This is a genomic window from Pseudomonas sp. P1_A1 (genome assembly GCF_056406935.1).
In genome coordinates this window covers 138,060-154,003 of record NZ_JBFTZE010000014.1, presented here as the reverse complement: position 1 = coordinate 154,003, position 15,944 = coordinate 138,060, and the positions used below count along the sequence as shown (strand labels likewise).

The following is a 15,944-nucleotide window of genomic DNA, read 5'->3' as shown; positions in this document are numbered from 1 at the left end:
GATAAGTAGATCCCACGAAGTGAACTGCTTGGCATAACGATCAGCGCCACAGCGTTTGACGGATGCTTTGAAGAGCTGATGGGGAAGGGCCTGGAGCATTTGTGCAAATCGAGTGCTGCTGAACATGGGCGAAAATCGAGTCTGAAAACCTGATTATTGCTTACGAAGCAGGCACAGCAAGGGGGAGCAAGCTCCCCCTTTAGTTTTTACCGGACACTAGTGACGCAGAGCGTGGGAACGAGCGTTAATCCGCACATTTCTACAAAATGCCGTTAGTCGGCGCCCCCCGCGATGGATTAAAGTAACGCCCCCAGCCCTGGCGTTATTCGAACGTCTTCGGTCACCCTTTCCAGGAACAGTCATCGATGGAACATCGTGAAGCGCTGCTCGCGCTGCGAACCTTTCTTTCAACGCAGATTCTCGGCCAGGAAAAACTCATCGAGCGCTTGCTCATCGCCTTGCTCGCCGACGGTCACATGCTGGTCGAGGGCGCCCCGGGGCTGGCCAAGACCAAGGCCATCAAAGAACTCGCCGAAGGCATCGAAGCACAGTTCCATCGCATCCAGTTCACCCCCGACCTGCTGCCGGCCGACATCACCGGCACGGAAATCTATCGCCCGGAAACCGGCAGCTTCGTGTTCCAGCAAGGCCCGATCTTCCATAACCTGGTGCTGGCGGACGAAATCAACCGTGCCCCGGCCAAGGTCCAGTCGGCCCTGCTCGAAGCCATGGGCGAACGCCAGGTCAGCGTCGGGCGCAGCACCTACGAGCTGTCGCCGCTGTTTCTGGTCATGGCCACGCAAAACCCCATCGAGCAGGAAGGCACCTACCCGTTGCCCGAAGCCCAGCTCGACCGGTTCCTGATGCACGTGAAAATCGGCTTCCCCGACGCCACCGTCGAACGACGGATTCTGCAACAGGCCCGTGGCGAAGCACTGCACGGCGAAACCAAACCTGAACGCCGGGTCAGCCAGCAGGCGATCTTCGCCGCGCGCAAGGAAATCCTCGGGTTGTACATGGCCGACGCCGTGGAGGAATACCTGGTGCAACTGGTCATGGCCACGCGGATCCCGGCCAAGTTCGACCCGGAAATGGCCGAATGGATCGCCTACGGCGCCAGTCCACGCGGTTCCATCGCCCTCGACCGTTGCGCCCGGGCCCATGCCTGGCTGGCCGGTCGCGACTTCGTCAGCCCCGAAGACATTCAAGCGGTGCTGTTCGATGTGTTGCGTCACCGCATCATTCTTTCCTTTGAAGCCGAAGCCGCTGGCATCGACCAGGACCGGGTGGTCCAGCGGATTCTCGACGTCGTAGCCGTCGCTTGACCCCGATGAACACCCTTCTGCCGCCCGAGCCGGGCATCCGCATCAGCCTCGCCGAGCTGATCGAGATGCGCCATCGCGTGCGCGAAGTGCAGCTGTTTTCCACGCCGAGCCAGCGCAGCCCGCTGATCGGCCTGCACCACTCCAAACTGCGCGGGCGCGGAGTGGACTTCGATCAGGTGCGGGTCTATCAGGCCGGCGATGATGTGCGCAGCATCGACTGGCGCGTCACCGCCCGGACCCAGGAACCGCACACCAAGCTGTTCCATGAGGAGCGCGAACGACCGATTTTCATCATGGTTGAACAGAGCCGTCGGCTGTTTTTCGGCTCCGGGTTGATGTTCAAGTCGGTGCTGGCCGCCCAGGCCGCGAGTCTGATTGGCTGGGCCGCGCTGGGGCATAACGACCGGGTCGGCGGGCTGGTGTTCGGCGACAACGAGCATTACGAAATCAAGCCGCGCCGCAGTAAGCAGAGCCTGCTGCAATTGCTCAACCGGCTGGTGCGGGTCAATCAGTCGCTGCACACCGAGCGCGAACCTGACCGCGACGCCTTCGGCATTGCCCTGCGCCGCGCCCGGGAAGTGCTGCGCCCTGGCAGCCTGGTGATTGTGATCTGCGACGAACGCGCCTTGTCCGACAGTGCCGAGCAGCAACTGAGCCTGTTGTCGCGCCATTGCGACCTGTTGCTGCTGCCGGTGTCCGACCCGCTGGATCACGCCCTGCCCGCCGCCGGCCTGCTTCGTTTTGCCGAACACGGCGCGCAACTGGAACTCGACACCTTGAATTTCGACCTGCGCCAGGCCTATCGCGCCCAAGCGGAAGCACGCATTGACCGCTGGGAACTGCTGGCGCAGAAGCTGCGGGTGTTGCTGATGCCGTTGAGTACCCAAAGCGAAATGGTCGAGCAATTGCGCGAATACCTGAACCCACAACGTCCGGGGAAAGGTCGATGAGCAGCCTCGATCAACTGCAACCGCTGATTTCCCCGCCACCGATCGGCTTCTGGCCGCCGGCACCGGGCTGGTGGCTGCTGCTGTTGTTGCTGCCGCTGATCGGTTTCGGCGTATGGCAGTTGCGACGCTTCATTCCGGACAAGCGCCCTGTCGTGCGCGCCGAACAACCGCTGGACCCGGTGCGCCTCGCCGCCCTGGCCGAACTCGCACTGATGCCCAAACCCTACGACGGCGCCCCGGCCGGTGCGTGGCTGCAGCAACTCAACGGCTTGCTCAAACGCCTGTGCCGCAACCATTACCCCTACAGCCAGAGCCACACCCTCAACGGGCGCCAATGGCTGGCGTTCCTTGATAACCGCTGCCCGGCTGCCGGCCTCACGCGCTGGATGGTGCTGGTGGAAGGTGCCTACAAGCCCGAATGCAAGCTCGACGACAAGGCCATCGCCGGCCTGACTCAAGCCGTCGACACCTGGATTCGCAAACATGTTTGAGTTCGCCTGGCCGTGGATTTTCGCCCTGCTGCCGCTACCGTGGCTGATGCGGGTGCTGTTGCCGGTGGCCGACAGTGGCGAACCGGCGCTCAAGGTCAGCTTCCTCAGCGACCTCGAAGGCCTCGCTCGCCGCCGCGCCCGGGCCAACCTGCCGACCTGGCGCCAGCAAGCCCCGTTTATTCTGATGTGGCTGTTGCTGCTGATCGCCGCGGCGCGCCCGCAATGGCTCGGCGAACCGCTACCGATTGCCGCCAGTGGCCGCGATTTGCTGGTGGCGGTGGACGTCTCCGGCTCAATGGACTTCCCCGACATGCAGTGGCAGGACGAAGACGTCAGCCGACTGTCACTGGTGCAGCATTTGCTCGGTGATTTTCTCGAAAGTCGCGACGGCGACCGGGTCGGGTTGATCCTGTTCGGCAGCCAGGCCTATCTGCAAGCGCCGCTGACCTTCGACCGCCACACCGTGCGTGTCTGGCTCGACGAAGCGCGGATCGGCATCGCCGGCAAGAACACCGCCATCGGCGACGCCATCGGCCTGGCCCTCAAACGCCTGCGCCAACGTCCGGCACAAAGCCGCGTGCTGATTCTGGTCACCGACGGTGCCAACAATGGCGGCGAAATCGATCCGCTGACCGCCGCACGCCTGGCGGCGAATGAAGGCGTAAAAATCTACCCGATCGGCATTGGCGCCGACCCGGAACAAAGCGGCACCCTGGGCTTCCTGGGCATCAACCCGAGCCTGGACCTCGACGAGCCGGCCTTGAAAGCCATTGCCCAAGCCACCGGAGGCCAGTATTTCCGCGCCCGCGACGGCCAGGAATTGCAGGCGATCAAGACCACCCTCGACAAACTGGAACCGGTAGCCCAGCAACCTACGCAGGCCCGTCCGGCCCAGGCGTTGTATCACTGGCCTCTGGCGATGGCGCTGCTGTTGAGCATGCTGCTGGTGATCCGTGAGCGCTGGCCGGATAACCCGTTGCAACGTCTATTCACCAAGAAGCTGTTTACCAAAGAGCGGTTTCTGCATACGCAACTGCCCGACTGGCGTCAGCGCCTCAAACGCCTGCGTCTGCGGAGGCGCCGATGATCGCTCTCTGGCCGTACTGGTTCCGTCCTTGGTGGCTGCTATTGCTGCCGTTGCTGGGCTGGTTGCTCTGGCAACTCTGGCACCGGCAGAAGCGCGCGGGTCGCTGGCAAATGATTCTGCCACCGGCCTTCCATGCCGCCTTGCTCAGTGGTGGCAGCGGTCGCGAGAGCAAACTGCCGTGGGTCGCCCTGGGCCTGGCCTGGGTGCTGACCGTGCTGGCCCTGCTGGGGCCGAGCTGGCAACGCGTCGAGCAAACCGGCCAGAAACCCGCTGATCCACTGGTGGTGTTGCTTGAGTTGACCCCGGAAATGCTCGCCGCAGACGTTGCGCCAAACCGGCTGGAACAGGCCCGGCGCAAACTGCTGGATCTGCTGCAAAACCGCAGCGACGCGCAGACCGCCATCGTCGTCTACGCCGGCAGCGCCCACACGCTGGTGCCACTGTCGGACGACCTGTCGACCAGCCGCAATCTTTTGGACGCCCTCAAGCCGTCGCTGATGCCCCAGGCCGGTCATCGCGCCGATCTCGCGGTGGCCAAGGCCCTGACGCTGCTGGATCAGGGTGCCCTCGGCCAGGGGCGGATCCTGCTGATCGGTTCGTCGCTGACGGAACACGAACGCCAAGGGATTCGTCAGGCGCTGGACGCCAAGTCCACACAATTTCTGATGCTCGGCATCGGCACCGCCGAAGGTGCACCGGTCGCGCAGGACGACGGCAGTTTCCTCAAGGACGATCAGGGCGCGATTCTGGTGCCGCATCTGGATGGCCCCAGCCTGAAAGCCTTCGCCAATGGCCTGGGTGGACGATATGCCCAGGCACGCCTGGACGATGCCGACCTGCGCGACCTCAGCCTGCTCGACGGCCCACGGGACCTGCGCAGCGACGGCCAGACGTTGCGCCTCGACACCTGGGCCGATCAAGGCTACTGGCTGCTGCTGCCATTGTTGTTGCTGGCCGCCTGTGCCGGGCGTCGCGGCTGGCTGTTCTGCTTGCCGCTGCTGTTCCTGCTGCCGCAACCGAGTTACGCCTTCGATTTCGAAGACTTGTGGCTGCGGCCCGATCAACAGGGTTTGCACTTACTCAAACAAAAGCGTCCTGCCGAAGCCGCACAGCATTTCGAAGACCCGCAATGGCAAGGTGTGGCGCTCTATGAAGCTGGCGACTACAGTGGCGCCGCCCAGCGGTTTGCCCAGGGTAACGACGCCCACGCCCACTACAATCGAGGTAACGCCCTGGCCAAAAGCGGCGAACTGGAAGCGGCGCTGGATGCTTATGAGCAAGCGCTGGAACTTCAGCCAGACCTGCGCCCGGCGCTGACTAACAAGGCACTGGTGGAAACGCTGCTCAAGCAGAAAACCGCTACACCGCCCGTCGAACCGGACAAAACCGCCGAGGGCGAAACCGAAACCATGTCTCAGGAACCGCCACCGGGCAGCGCCACCCAGCCGAGCGATGGCGAGCCGAAAACCGATGCCCAACAGGCCACGCCGGACGCCGAGCAGCCGCCCACGGCACCACCGCAACCGGGCGCCAATGAAGTTCCGGGCAGCGAATTGGGGGATGAACAAAGCACCACGCCACCACGGCGCCCCGCCAGCGAAATGCTCGAAGGCGAGCAGCAACAGGCGCTGGAGCAATGGTTGCGCAAGATCCCGGATGACCCCGGCGAACTGCTCAGGCGCAAATTCTGGTACGAACAGCAACAACATCAGGATCAGGGAAAAACTCGATGACCCGCTTCACCGCCTTCTTGCTTGCACTGCTTCTCTGGACCGCTCAGGCCCAGGCTGCGGAGCTGGTCGCCAGTGTCGATCGCAGTCGCCTGAGTTCCGGGGAGACGGTCGAACTGACTCTGGAATCCAGCGACGTGACCCAGTTCGGCAAACCCGACCTGACTCCGCTGGAGCCGCAGTTCGAGGTGCGCGGTACCCGTCAGGTCAACCAACCGAACACCCTCAACGGCAACACTCAAGCGACCACCCGCTGGATCATCACCCTGCTGCCCCGGCAGAACGGCAGTGTGGTGATTCCGTCACTGCAACTGGGCGAGGCGCAGAGCCAACCGATTACCGTGCAGGTGATCGAAAGCGAAACCCAGGACAGCAGTAACACGCTAGCGCCGGTGTTCATCGAAGCCAGCCTCGACCAGAACAGCGTCTATGTGCAGGCTCAGGCGATCCTGACCTTGCGCATTTATCATTCGGTGTCGCTGTACGACGACAGCAGCCTGACCCCGTTGCAGATTCCCGATGCGCGCATCGAACAACTGGGCGAGTCGCGCACCTACGAGAAAGCCATCAATGGTTTGCGCCATGGCGTGATCGAAATGCGCTACGCGATTTACCCGCAGCACAGCGGCGTGCTGACCATTCCGGCGCAGGTATTCAGTGCCACACTGGTCGATGCCCAACCGTCCCAGGACGCATCGCCCCAGGGGCCAAAACCGGGCAAATTGATGCGCGTCAGTTCCACCGAGATTCCGCTGACGGTCAAGGCCAAGCCCGGCAGTTATCCAGCCGATGTTCCCTGGCTACCGGCCCGCAGCCTGAGCCTGAGTGAAAGCTGGAGCCCGGAACCGGATCATGCGCAGGTCGGCGACTCGTTGACCCGCAGCCTGATCTTGAGCGCCGAAGGCCTCGCCAGTTCTCAACTGCCACCATTGCCCGCCACCGAGATCAACGGCCTGCGGCGCTACCCGGATCAACCGGTGCTGAGCAACCAGAGCGGCGATCGCGGCTTGATCGGCAGTCGCGAGGACCGAGAAGCCCTGGTGCCGACCCGCACCGGTGACATCGATTTGCCGAGCGTTGAAGTGGTCTGGTGGAACACCTTCGAGGATCACCTGGAACACAGCAGCCTGCCGGCCCGCACGCTGCAAGTGGCGAGCAATCCGAGCCTGATCGTCGACACCCCGGCGAGCAGCCCGCTGGTGATGTCCGGCGCCAGCAACGAAGCCCTTTGGTGGTGGAAACTCAGCACGGCAATTCTGGCCTGCACCACCCTGCTGGGCTTCGGCCTCTGGTGGCGCGCCCGCTCGCAACCGGCAATCCTGCGGGCAGCGCAGACCGGCCCGAGCCCACGCACCCTACTCGACGACCTCAAACGCGCCTGCCAGGCCAACGACACCCACGCCACCCGCCAGGCCCTCGACGCCTGGGCCCGGCAACAACCGGAAACCCTGGCCGACATGGCCGCCCGTTTCGTGCCGCTGTCCGATGCCCTCGATGGCCTGAACGGCGCGCTCTACAGCGAAACCGGTCAGTACTGGCAAGGCGAAGAACTGTGGCGCGCGATTCGTGCGATTCCGACCGCCGAAGGGGTTCAAGACCTGGTGGGCGACACCGGGTTGCCGCCGCTCTACCCCAAATAATCACTGGACCTTGTGGCGAGGGAGCTTGCTCCCGCTGGGCTGCGAAGCGGCCCCAAAACCACATCACTCGTTTCTTCCGACATAATGCATCAGCCATTTTGCGACTGCTGCGCAGCCGAACGGGAGCAAGCTCCCTCGCCACAGGTCTTCGGTTCGGTCAGATCCATCGCGCCATCCCACGTGTTTGCCAGTAAACTCTCCCCTCTTTAGCCGCCATCATTCTTCTTGCGGCCATCACCTTATTTTGTTGCGGAGTACGCCTTGCGTCTGTTCCACACCTCCGACTGGCACCTTGGGCAAAACCTGCACGGCCAGGAACGCGATTTCGAGCACGCCTGTTTTCTCGACTGGCTGCTGCGTCAACTGAAGCTGGACCAGCCTGATGTGCTGCTGATTGCCGGCGATATCTTCGACACGGTCAACCCACCGGTCAAAGCCCAGGAACGCCTCTACGATTTCATCGTCAGCGCCCACGAGCAGCAGCCCTTGCTGACCATCGTGATGATCGCCGGCAACCACGACTCCGGCTCACGGATCGAACTGCCCGCGCCGTTGATGCGCCGCTTGCGCACTCACGCTCTCGGGCGCGTGCTGTGGCTGGATGACGGCCAACTGGATGCCGAACGCCTGTTGCTGCCGTTGCCGGATGCCAGCGGCACAATCGCTGCCTGGTGCCTGGCGCTGCCGTTCCTGCGCCCCGCCGAAGTGACCGGCGCGCACCTGGGTGATAACTATTTGCGCGGTATCGGCCAGGTTCACGAATGGCTGATTGAAGCGGCGAACGCCAAGCGCAAACCGGGTCAGGCGTTGATCGCCATCAGCCATGCGCACATGGCCGGCGGTTCGGTTTCCGAGGACTCCGAGCGCAGCCTGATCATCGGCAACGCCGAAGCCCTGCCCGCCAGCCTGTTCGGGCCGAGCATCAGCTATGTCGCCCTCGGGCATTTGCACAAACCGCAGAAGGTCAACGGCGAAGAACGCATCCGCTACAGCGGCTCGCCGATTCCGTTGTCGTTCTCCGAGATCGGTTATCAGCATCAGATTCTCGACATCAAACTGGATGGCGAAACCTTGCTCAGCGTCGAATCTAAACTGATCCCCCGGCCGGTAAACCTGCAACGCCTCGGCCCCGCGCCGCTGGCGGAGATCCTGCTGCAACTGGCCGACCTGCCCAACATCGACCTGCTCGCCGACATCCAGCGCCAGCCGTGGCTGGAAGTGCGGGTGCGTCTCGACGAGCCGCAACCGGACCTGCGCCATCAAGTGGAAACAGCCCTGCAAGGCAAAGCGGTACGGCTGGTGCGGATTGCCGCCGAATACGCCGGCAACGGCAGCCGCGACGGCGTCGAGGACGGCGCCACCTTGATCGAACTGGACCAACTGACGCCGCAGGAACTGTTCAGCCGCGCCTGGCAGGACAACTATGGCAGCGAGGTCGACGAGCAAACGCTCAGGGACTTCGCCGAGCTGCTGCAAGACGTGCAGATGGAGAGCGAACAGCCATGAAAATCCTCGCGATCCGCCTGAAAAACCTCGCCTCCCTAGCCGGGCCGTTTGAAATCGACTTCACCGCCGAGCCCTTGGCCAGTGCCGGTCTGTTTGCGATTACCGGGCCGACCGGCGCCGGCAAAAGCACCCTGCTCGATGCGCTGTGTCTGGCGCTGTTTGGCGCCGTGCCGCGGCTGAACAACACCGGCCGCGATGCCAAGGTTCCGGACGCCGATGGCGAAATCGGCACCGGCGACCCGCGCACCCTGCTGCGTCGTGGCACCGGCGAAGGTTATGCCGAAGTGGATTTCGTCGGCATCGACGGTCGTCGCTATCGCGCGCGCTGGGAGGCCAATCGCGCTCGGGAAAAGGCCGGCGGCAAGCTGCAAGCCAGTCGCCAGAGCCTGCGCGACATCGATCAGGATCAACTGCTGGCCAGCCAGAAAGGCGAATACAAGACTCAGCTCGAAACCGCGCTGGGCCTGAACTTCGAACAGTTCACCCGCGCCGTGTTGCTGGCCCAGAGCGAGTTCAGCGCGTTCCTCAAGGCGGACGACAACGACCGTAGTGAACTGCTGGAAAAGCTCACCGACACCGCGCTCTACACCCGCCTCGGTCGCCGCGCCTTCGACAAGACCAAAGAAGCGCGCGAAACCCACAGGCTGTTGCAGGACCAGGCCACCGGTGTCACGCCGCTGTCGCCGGAAGCCCGGGCCGAGCTCGATGAGCGCTTCAATGACGCGCAGCAACAACTCAAGACCCAGCAGGCGCAGCTCAAGCAATTGGAGCTGCAACACACCTGGCTCAAGGATTTGCGTCAGTTGCAGGACGCGCAACAGAGTGCCACCGAACAACTGCAATCCGCCCAGCAACACTGGGACAGCCTGGCCGGCGAGCGCTTGAAGCTGACCCGCCTGGAGCAATTGGCCCCGCAACGGCACCAGTTCGCGCGCAAGACCGAATTGACCGCCCAGCTCACACCACTGGCAACGCAGATTCGGCAGCATGCTCAACAGCAAACCGATCTGAACGCGCGTCAGGCTCAGCTCGAACACAGCCTGAGCACGGCGCAATCGGCACTGGCCGCCGCACAAAGCCAACACAGCAACAGTGCGCCGCTGCTGCGTCAGGCCTTCGAAGAGCAAAGCACCCTCGCCCGCCTGGTCAAGGACGCCAGCCTCAGCGCCGACCTCAAGCAGCAGGCAGAACTGGCCTGCACTCAGGGCCAAAGCACGATTCAGGGTTTGCTCGATCAACAGAAACAGGTCGCAGAACGCTTGCAGCGAATTGCCGCTGAGCTTGAGCAAAGTACTCATCTGGCGCCGCTGAGCGATGCCTGGAACGCCTACCGCGATCGTCTGCAACAACTGATGCTGATCGGCAATCGCCTGAACAAGGGCCAGGCCGAACTGGCTGCCCTGGAGCAAAGCGCCACCCGCGCCGCCGAGGATCTGGCCGCTCAACGCCAGAGCCTGGAGCTGCTGTACAAAGAGGCTGGCGCCGAACCCGAAGCCGTGGCCGAGCAGATTCAGATCCTCGGCAGCCTGCTACAGGACAACCGCAAGCAACTGCGGGCCGTTGAAGAACTGACGCGGCTGTGGGCCAGCCAACAAGAACTGGACAAGCGCGGCACCGAACTTCAGCAGCGCCAAGTCGCCGCTCAGCAAGAGCGTGATCGTCTGACCCAGGACGGGGTGAAGACCAAGACCGAATTGACGGTCGCCGAACAGACCCTGACCGTCACCCGCGAGCTGCTGGAACGTCAGCGTCTGGCGCGCAGTGCCAGCGTCGAAGAACTGCGTGCGCAACTGCAGGACGATCAGCCGTGCCCGGTCTGCGGCAGCCCGGACCATCCTTATCATCAGCCCGAAGCCTTGTTGCAAAGCCTCGGCCGCCACGATGAGAGCGAACAGGCCAACGCCCAGAAAGCCGTCGACCTGCTCAAGGAAAAACTGACCGAGCTGCGCGCCGAAGTCGGTGGCCTGATTGCTCAGCAAAAGGAATTGCTGCAGCAGCAAGAACAACTCGCCACTCAACAACAGAGCCTGACACCGAGCCTGGAAGCGCACCCGTTGTCCGCCCAACTGTTGGCCCAGGACGCGAACAAACGCGATGCCTGGCTGACCCAACAAAGCAGCCAGCTGAACCAGAGCATCACCCAGGACGAACAGCGGCAAACCGCCCTGCTCACCCTGCAACAGGATGCCGCGCGCCTGGCGCAGCAACTGCGCAGCGCTGAAGCAGCGAACCAACAGGCGACACAACACCTGCTCAACCAGCAACGGGAGTTGAGCAGCGATCGCCAACGCCTGGACGAAGAACTGAGCGCGTTCAGCAGCCTGTTGCCAGCCGAGACGCTGGAAGCGCTGCGCAACGAACCCGCCGCGACTTTCATGCGGCTCGACCAGCAGATCGCCCAACGCCTGCAACAACTCGAACAGCAGCGCGATGAACTCGGCGAGCAGCAACAACGCCAGCAGGCGCTGGACAAAGAACAGGACCGCCAGCAGACCCGCACCCAGCAACTGGACGCCGCGCAGCAGCAGTTCAGCGCGTTGGCCGGGCAACAACAGGCTTGCCAGGAAAAACTGACGCAACTGCTGGGCGAACACGCCAGCGCCGAACAATGGCAGCAGCAACTGGATCAGGCCGTCGAGCAGGCACGCAATGCCGAAGCAACGGCCAATCAGGAATTGCAAAGCGTGCGCACGGGGCTGGTGCAACTGGCCGCCGAACTCAAGGCGCAGCAGGAACGTGCGCAAGCCCTGGAAAGCGAAGACCGCGAGTTGAGCAGCAAGATCGCCGACTGGCGCGCGCAGCATCCGGAGCTGGACGACGGTGGGCTGGAAGCGCTGCTCGGTGTCAACGACCAACAGCTCAGCGAGCTGCGTCAACGATTGCAGCAAAGCGAACAAGACATCGCGCAAGCCAAGGTGCTGTTGCAGGAGCGGGATCAGCGCTTGCGCGATCATCAGGCGCAGCACAACGGCAACCTGGACGCCGAACAACTGGCCACGGCACTGGCCGAACTGCAAAACCTGTTCGCCGCCAGCGAGCATCGCTGCGCCGAATTGCGTGCCGAACAAACCGAAGATCAGCGTCGACAAAACGCCAATCAGGCGCTGGCGCAGCAGATCGCCGACGCCTACACCGAGTACCAGCGCTGGGCGCGCTTGAATGCGCTGATCGGTTCGGCCACCGGCGACACCTTCCGAAAAATCGCCCAGGCCTACAACCTCGACCTGCTGGTGCATCACGCCAACGTCCAGTTGCGGCAACTGGTGCGGCGCTATCGCCTGAAACGGGGCGGTAGCATGCTCGGGTTATTGGTGATGGACACCGAGATGGGCGATGAACTGCGCTCGGTGCATTCGCTGTCCGGCGGCGAGACGTTCCTGGTGTCGCTGGCGCTGGCGCTCGGTTTGGCATCGATGGCATCGAGCACGCTGAAAATCGAATCGCTGTTCATCGACGAAGGCTTCGGCAGCCTCGACCCCGAATCCCTGCAACTGGCCATGGACGCCCTCGACGGCCTGCAGGCGCAGGGACGCAAGGTCGCGGTGATTTCCCACGTACAGGAAATGCATGAACGGATTCCGGTGCAGATCCAGGTCCACCGTCAGGGCAACGGCCTGAGCACCCTGGAGGTGAAATGATCACGCTGTATTCGTTCCGCCGCTGCCCCTACGCCATGCGCGCTCGCATGGCCCTGCGTTATTCGGGGGTTGCGGTGAATATCGTCGAGGTCAGCCTCAAGGCCAAACCGGCCGAAATGCTCGCGCTGTCGAGCAAAGGCACGGTGCCGGTGCTGAGCGTGGACGATCGGGTGATCGATGAAAGCCTGGAAATCATGCGCTGGGCGCTGGCGCAGAACGATCCGCAGGACTGGCTGCTTAAGGATGACCCTGTCGGGCAGCAATCCATCGCCGGGCTGATCGAAGAAAACGATCAGGTGTTCAAGGTGCATCTGAATCGCTACAAGTACGCCGAACGATATCCCGAGCAGCCGATGACGTTTTATCGTGCCGAGGGCGAGGTGTTCTTGCGCAAGCTGGATCAGTTGCTGGAGGGGCGCGACTACTTGCTGGGCGAGCACCCGAGCCTGGCGGATGTCGCCTTGATGCCGTTCGTGAGGCAATTCGCCCATGTGGATCGCGAGTGGTTCGGGCAGACGCCTTATGGGCGATTGCAGGGCTGGTTGCAGCGGTTCATCGACTCAGATCTGTTTACATCCGTCATGGCGAAATAAACCACGGTCCTCGTAGGAGCTGTCGAAGGCTGCGATCTTTTGATCTTTAAAAGAAAAGTCAAAAGATCGCAGCCTTCGGCAGCTCCTACAGGGAGATGGTGTTTCGGGGAATCAGGCCAACACTTCACACATCCCCAACGCCGAGCAATCCACCTGGAATGGCCCGAAAAATTCGCCATTGGATTTGCTCGGCGGATTACCCACCAACAGCTCCAGGGCCTTGGCAGTCTGGATGTTGTGGGCGATGTTGTGATTGCACTCGATGGCCCGTGCCACCGAGCCCGCCGAGCCCTGCCCGATCCCCAACAACGAAGCGCCATTGGTCATGAACGCCAGAAAGGCGATGACCCAGAGTCTGCGTCCTTTCATGCCCCTGCCACCCCCGCCAAGTCGACGTCATCAACCACCGCGTGTTGAGCGCGGTGTTCGAACTGGATGCCGGGATAAGCGACCTGAATCGGTGCTTGAAGGCTGTGTTGCGATTGAGCCGAAAGGCTGACGACCAACACCATGGCCACGTAAAGACCAATGGCCAGGTAGGCGCCGTGTTTGGCAGAAGTGAGGATGGTGCTGGCCATGGTGTTCTCCGTGGGCATGTTTCAGTGCCCACAGAATCGATCAAAAAACAGAAGATAACTAGCGACCTTTATGCATAGTAGCTATCAGTTTTATTGATCTTGAATCCAGCGTGTTTCAGTCCTCGATAAAGCTCATCAAGCGCTCCCGGGCCGCATCCGGCTCGCTGGGAACGGGCTGGGCAGCCGACAGAATCGGGGTGGAATAGAGAAACAGGAGAACCACTGCCAGACGCATCGCCATGCTGTCGATCCTTTTAGGGAGGAGTCAAAAAATCAGCGTCAAATTTAAACACATGGCCATGTGATATCAAGCAATACATTGATAGCAATATGATGCTGTCGTAAACGCGTTATGCAGGAGCGACATCACTTTGGGGCTTTTCGACGCCTGTGGGCCGATCGGCAAGTGACTTCGCTCCTGCATAAAAGGTGCAGGGCTGACATTTCAGTGTTGGTTTTTGTGATCCAGCGCAGCGTAGAAGTTGGCGCTCTGTTGCAGGTATTTCTGGGTGTAGCTTTGGGTGTGGGATTTTTTGTCGCTGATTTCAACGTTGGCGCTGGCAGGCAGAGCGACAGTGGCGGAAATAGCGGAAGCGGCGATGACAGAGAAGAGATTGAAGTTCATGGCGGTATTCCTCGATTCAGTTGGCTTGCTTGCCCGGTTGGGCCGTGAAGCAAACTTAACTCCCGAGGGTCGGCGCCTTGAAATGCTTTGTAGCATTAGCCGATATCAGTCTCATTAATAGAAGGTTGCAGGCCCCATCAACCGGGGCCTGCGGCCTATTGACGCAGCAGGAACTTAAGATCGCTCGGGGCATCCATCGGCAGTTTTTGCACGGTTTTGCCCAACAGACCGGTCTTGGCGTCGCGCTCGACGACGACAATCTGGTTGCTCTTCTGGTTGGCAATCAGCACGAACTTGCCACTCGGGTCGAGACTGAACTCGCGCGGGTGATCGCCGTCCACCGAGCGACGCTGAAGCTCCTTGAGGTGGCCGGTTGCCGGGTCGATGGCGAACACCAGCAACTGATTGGCCGTGCCACGGTTGGTGACGTAAAGGAACTTGCCATCGGCCGAGGCGTGAAGCGCAGCGGCGGCCTTGCCCGATGTGGGCAGCCCCGCCGCCAGATCGACCAACTGCGTTTGCTCGAGTTTGCCGTCCTGATGGTCGAACACCGCCACCTGCGCGCTCATTTCCAGGGTCAGCCAGGCGTGCTTGCCATCAGCGCTGAACAGCAAATGTCGCGGCCCACTGCCGGGTGGCAACTGGACGGAGGCCGGTTTGGCGGCGGTCAACGGCCGTTCCGGATTGGCCTTGGGATCGAAGCGATAGACAAAGATCTTGTCCGCCCCCAGGTCGTTGGAAAACACATAGTGACCATCCGGCGAAGAAACCACCGAATGCACGTGCGCCGACATCTGCCGCTCGGGGTTGACCCGACTGGCCGGATGACTGCTCATCTGCACCACCGGTTTGAGCGTGCCATCGGCGCCCACCGGCAGTACCGCCAGGGTGCCACCCGGGTCCTCGGCCACCGAGTAGTTGCTGACAAACAGATGGCTGGCATCGCCGCTGATGCCCGAATGGGTCGGCTCGTTGCCCAGGGTTTGCACCTGGTTGATCAGGCTCAGCTCATGGGTTTTCGGATCGATTGCATAGCTGCTGACGCGCCCTACCGGATCGGCCTGCCCCGGGCCGTTTTCGTTGACCGCGAACAAGCGACGTTGATCCTTGGACACGGTCAGCCAGGACGGGTTGGCGCTCTTCACCACTTGCAGCGGCTTGGCATCGATCTGCCCGGTGCGGCTGTCGAAGTTCAGGCGATAAATCCCCTGGCTCTGGCCGGCGGTGTACGACCCCACCAACAACTCGTAGCTGTCGACCGGCGCTGCCTGCACGCCCATCGCGCCGACGCTGCCGGCGATCAACAGTGACCAGAAGTTACGCATCCTCATTCGTTTCGTCCTCGTCATCCTGACCGCCAAACGCTTCCATGGGCACCAGCCGGTGTTCACCGGAATCACCGGTGATGATCCAGCTCTTCAAATCGGGATCGAAAGTCGCAGCCTTGATCTGCGCCATGCTGAACTCCCAGCGCTTGAGCGCCCGCCCGTCCATGCATTCGATGTGCAGGTTGTCGTCTTCATCGAGAGAGAAGTCGAAAGCGTGCAGCCCGTCGATCTCCAGCATGTCGCAATGTTCGAGGGCGTTGAGCAAGGTGTCGTTTCCAGCAGTCATGGCAGTCAATCTTTGAATGGGAAAGGGCAATGATAGCTCATCACACCGCAATGATCGTTCCCACGCTCGGCGTGGGAATGCCTCAACGGACGCTCTGCGTTCGGCTGTTGATGTGACGCGGAGCGTCACGGGCTGCATTCCCACGCAGAGCGTGGGAACGATCAGTT

Annotated in this window: 16 protein-coding genes; 9 read left to right on the top strand and 7 right to left on the bottom strand. The window is 62.1% G+C overall.

Annotation, left to right across the window (positions count from 1 at the left end):
- The coding region (locus AC1D2Q_RS20865) for a DUF4372 domain-containing protein (protein ID WP_477814403.1) at positions 1–126 on the bottom strand (126 nt) is incomplete at its 3' end.
- A gap of 239 nt (positions 127–365) precedes the next feature.
- Here AC1D2Q_RS20865 and AC1D2Q_RS20860 point away from each other — a divergent pair.
- From AC1D2Q_RS20860 to AC1D2Q_RS20820, 9 genes are all read left to right on the top strand, one after another.
- On the top strand, positions 366–1,325 hold the full coding sequence (locus AC1D2Q_RS20860; RefSeq protein ID WP_007941298.1) for an AAA family ATPase: 960 nt from the start codon (positions 366–368) through the stop codon (positions 1,323–1,325).
- 5 nt (positions 1,326–1,330) lie between these two features.
- Complete coding sequence (locus AC1D2Q_RS20855; protein ID WP_018926162.1) at positions 1,331–2,275, top strand: DUF58 domain-containing protein; 945 nt, start codon at positions 1,331–1,333, stop codon at positions 2,273–2,275.
- Positions 2,272–2,766 (top strand): DUF4381 domain-containing protein, encoded by a 495-nt coding sequence (locus tag AC1D2Q_RS20850; protein ID WP_019579298.1) that lies wholly within the window; start codon positions 2,272–2,274, stop codon positions 2,764–2,766. The genes AC1D2Q_RS20855 and AC1D2Q_RS20850 overlap by 4 nt, the downstream gene beginning before the upstream one ends.
- Positions 2,759–3,853: a vWA domain-containing protein gene (locus AC1D2Q_RS20845; RefSeq protein WP_064618194.1), complete on the top strand. Its 1,095-nt coding sequence runs from the start codon at positions 2,759–2,761 to the stop codon at positions 3,851–3,853. The genes AC1D2Q_RS20850 and AC1D2Q_RS20845 overlap by 8 nt, the downstream gene beginning before the upstream one ends.
- Positions 3,850–5,586: a tetratricopeptide repeat protein gene (locus AC1D2Q_RS20840; protein ID WP_477814398.1), complete on the top strand. Its 1,737-nt coding sequence runs from the start codon at positions 3,850–3,852 to the stop codon at positions 5,584–5,586. Before AC1D2Q_RS20845 ends, AC1D2Q_RS20840 begins: the two co-directional genes overlap by 4 nt.
- Positions 5,583–7,223 carry a BatD family protein gene (locus tag AC1D2Q_RS20835; RefSeq protein WP_477814397.1) on the top strand — a complete coding sequence of 547 codons (1,641 nt, stop codon included), beginning with the start codon at positions 5,583–5,585 and terminating at the stop codon, positions 7,221–7,223. The genes AC1D2Q_RS20840 and AC1D2Q_RS20835 overlap by 4 nt, the downstream gene beginning before the upstream one ends.
- A 261-nt stretch (positions 7,224–7,484) precedes the next feature.
- On the top strand, positions 7,485–8,729 hold the full coding sequence (locus AC1D2Q_RS20830) for an exonuclease SbcCD subunit D C-terminal domain-containing protein (protein WP_477814396.1): 1,245 nt from the start codon (positions 7,485–7,487) through the stop codon (positions 8,727–8,729).
- On the top strand, positions 8,726–12,367 hold the full coding sequence (locus AC1D2Q_RS20825) for an AAA family ATPase (RefSeq protein WP_477814395.1): 3,642 nt from the start codon (positions 8,726–8,728) through the stop codon (positions 12,365–12,367). The genes AC1D2Q_RS20830 and AC1D2Q_RS20825 overlap by 4 nt, the downstream gene beginning before the upstream one ends.
- Positions 12,364–12,960: a glutathione S-transferase gene (locus AC1D2Q_RS20820; protein ID WP_477814394.1), complete on the top strand. Its 597-nt coding sequence runs from the start codon at positions 12,364–12,366 to the stop codon at positions 12,958–12,960. Before AC1D2Q_RS20825 ends, AC1D2Q_RS20820 begins: the two co-directional genes overlap by 4 nt.
- Before the next feature lie 111 nt (positions 12,961–13,071).
- On the opposite strand, the gene AC1D2Q_RS20815 is transcribed toward AC1D2Q_RS20820, so the two are convergent.
- The 6 genes from AC1D2Q_RS20815 to AC1D2Q_RS20790 form a co-directional block, all read right to left on the bottom strand.
- Positions 13,072–13,329 (bottom strand): hypothetical protein, encoded by a 258-nt coding sequence (locus AC1D2Q_RS20815; protein WP_018926169.1) that lies wholly within the window; start codon positions 13,327–13,329, stop codon positions 13,072–13,074.
- Positions 13,326–13,538, bottom strand: a complete 213-nt coding sequence (locus tag AC1D2Q_RS20810; RefSeq protein WP_018926170.1) for a hypothetical protein — start codon at positions 13,536–13,538, stop codon at positions 13,326–13,328. Before AC1D2Q_RS20810 ends, AC1D2Q_RS20815 begins: the two co-directional genes overlap by 4 nt.
- Positions 13,539–13,653: 115 nt before the next feature.
- Complete coding sequence (locus tag AC1D2Q_RS20805) at positions 13,654–13,779, bottom strand: hypothetical protein (RefSeq protein WP_256581124.1); 126 nt, start codon at positions 13,777–13,779, stop codon at positions 13,654–13,656.
- 204 nt (positions 13,780–13,983) lie between these two features.
- Complete coding sequence (locus AC1D2Q_RS20800; RefSeq protein WP_018926171.1) at positions 13,984–14,163, bottom strand: hypothetical protein; 180 nt, start codon at positions 14,161–14,163, stop codon at positions 13,984–13,986.
- A gap of 155 nt (positions 14,164–14,318) precedes the next feature.
- Positions 14,319–15,488, bottom strand: coding sequence for a lactonase family protein (locus AC1D2Q_RS20795; RefSeq protein ID WP_477814402.1), 1,170 nt, complete (start codon positions 15,486–15,488; stop codon positions 14,319–14,321).
- Positions 15,481–15,777: a DUF5629 family protein gene (locus AC1D2Q_RS20790; RefSeq protein ID WP_477814393.1), complete on the bottom strand. Its 297-nt coding sequence runs from the start codon at positions 15,775–15,777 to the stop codon at positions 15,481–15,483. Before AC1D2Q_RS20790 ends, AC1D2Q_RS20795 begins: the two co-directional genes overlap by 8 nt.
- Positions 15,778–15,944 lie beyond the last annotated feature (167 nt).

Bases quoted from the DNA above. Each gene is read 5' to 3' on its own strand.
- AC1D2Q_RS20860 (WP_007941298.1), top strand. From the start codon at position 366: ATGGAACATCGTGAAGCGCTGCTCGCGCTGCGAACCTTTCTTTCAACG.
- AC1D2Q_RS20855 (WP_018926162.1), top strand. From the start codon at position 1,331: ATGAACACCCTTCTGCCGCCCGAGCCGGGCATCCGCATCAGCCTCGCC.
- AC1D2Q_RS20850 (WP_019579298.1), top strand. From the start codon at position 2,272: ATGAGCAGCCTCGATCAACTGCAACCGCTGATTTCCCCGCCACCGATC.
- AC1D2Q_RS20845 (WP_064618194.1), top strand. From the start codon at position 2,759: ATGTTTGAGTTCGCCTGGCCGTGGATTTTCGCCCTGCTGCCGCTACCG.
- AC1D2Q_RS20840 (WP_477814398.1), top strand. From the start codon at position 3,850: ATGATCGCTCTCTGGCCGTACTGGTTCCGTCCTTGGTGGCTGCTATTG.
- AC1D2Q_RS20835 (WP_477814397.1), top strand. From the start codon at position 5,583: ATGACCCGCTTCACCGCCTTCTTGCTTGCACTGCTTCTCTGGACCGCT.
- AC1D2Q_RS20825 (WP_477814395.1), top strand. From the start codon at position 8,726: ATGAAAATCCTCGCGATCCGCCTGAAAAACCTCGCCTCCCTAGCCGGG.
- AC1D2Q_RS20820 (WP_477814394.1), top strand. From the start codon at position 12,364: ATGATCACGCTGTATTCGTTCCGCCGCTGCCCCTACGCCATGCGCGCT.
- AC1D2Q_RS20815 (WP_018926169.1), bottom strand. From the start codon at position 13,329: ATGAAAGGACGCAGACTCTGGGTCATCGCCTTTCTGGCGTTCATGACC.
- AC1D2Q_RS20810 (WP_018926170.1), bottom strand. From the start codon at position 13,538: ATGGCCAGCACCATCCTCACTTCTGCCAAACACGGCGCCTACCTGGCC.
- AC1D2Q_RS20805 (WP_256581124.1), bottom strand. From the start codon at position 13,779: ATGGCGATGCGTCTGGCAGTGGTTCTCCTGTTTCTCTATTCCACCCCG.
- AC1D2Q_RS20800 (WP_018926171.1), bottom strand. From the start codon at position 14,163: ATGAACTTCAATCTCTTCTCTGTCATCGCCGCTTCCGCTATTTCCGCC.
- AC1D2Q_RS20795 (WP_477814402.1), bottom strand. From the start codon at position 15,488: ATGCGTAACTTCTGGTCACTGTTGATCGCCGGCAGCGTCGGCGCGATG.
- AC1D2Q_RS20790 (WP_477814393.1), bottom strand. From the start codon at position 15,777: ATGACTGCTGGAAACGACACCTTGCTCAACGCCCTCGAACATTGCGAC.